The 818-nt window shown below is 58.0% G+C and carries 1 protein-coding gene and 1 pseudogene; one reads left to right on the top strand and one right to left on the bottom strand.

The features are described from left to right. Positions 1-364, top strand: a pseudogene (locus tag AB4Z23_RS27360) (MFS transporter); the annotation flags it as partial. Positions 365-505: 141 nt separating this feature from the next. Here AB4Z23_RS27360 and AB4Z23_RS27355 read toward each other — a convergent pair. Next, a complete protein-coding gene (locus tag AB4Z23_RS27355; RefSeq protein ID WP_441361169.1) occupies positions 506-775 on the bottom strand; it encodes a hypothetical protein in 270 nt (89 codons plus the stop codon). Positions 776-818: the final 43 nt, after the last annotated feature.

Genomic DNA, 818 nt, shown 5'->3' with positions numbered 1-818 from the left:
GCATAAGCTCCTGGTATGCCTTGCGGGGTTTTCCGCTGCAGGGGCCATCATCTGGCCGTTTGCCCTGGCGCATGCCTGGCTCGCATATCCATTGCTGTTTGTTTGGGGCGGTGCCTTCGTGGGAATCTATACCACGACCATTGCGATACTCGGCGATCGCTACGAAGGTGGTGAGCTTATCAGCATCTACGCACTTCTGTCCGTAGCCTGGGGTATCGGGGCGTTCGCCGGGCCGCTTCTAAGCGGCCTTGCTATGGAAATGACCGTGCACGGGCTGGCGCTGTTTGCGGCAGTTGCGTGCGCTGGTTTCGCACTTTTTGCATTGGCGAAGCCACCAGAGCGGAGTGTCAACTTCGCGCGGTGAGGGGCTGGCGGTAAGGACGACGGGTTAAACAACAGCTCYTCGAACSTCACCCGCGCGTGATGGCCGTCGCGGCGATCAGMAGCGGATGAATTTGCGGAGCATTGCTGTTGCCAGACCTGTTCGTCATGCGTGTATCTATCCTCAAGAGCGTGAAATCTGCCAAACCACTACGACCGCCAGGATCGTGGGAACAGCGAAGACGACGAGGAGGATCGGCAACTCGTCCCGCACCGAGTAGCCCGCATAGCTGACACCAACCCAGAGATTAGTGATCGATACAACAAGCCAGGCCGGAATAAAGAGCTTCGCCGCCGTTGCGAGGCCGGTGGCATCACCACCCCAGAGTTTTCCAAACAGCAGGAACACGCCGAGTTGAACGACGCCTCCCGCAATAACCATCAGCATGTGCATTTCGTTTCCCCTATCCGTTGGTCGTCGTCATCAGATGCGCATA

The sequence above is a fragment of the Agrobacterium sp. MCAB5 genome (genome assembly GCF_052114365.1).
GTDB classification, from domain to species: domain Bacteria; phylum Pseudomonadota; class Alphaproteobacteria; order Rhizobiales; family Rhizobiaceae; genus Agrobacterium; species Agrobacterium tumefaciens.
This window is presented reverse-complemented; position numbering and strand designations above follow the sequence as displayed.

Excerpts from the sequence above, each read along its gene's own strand:
- AB4Z23_RS27355 (WP_441361169.1), bottom strand. The coding sequence starts at position 775 with ATGCACATGCTGATGGTTATTGCGGGAGGCGTCGTTCAACTCGGCGTG.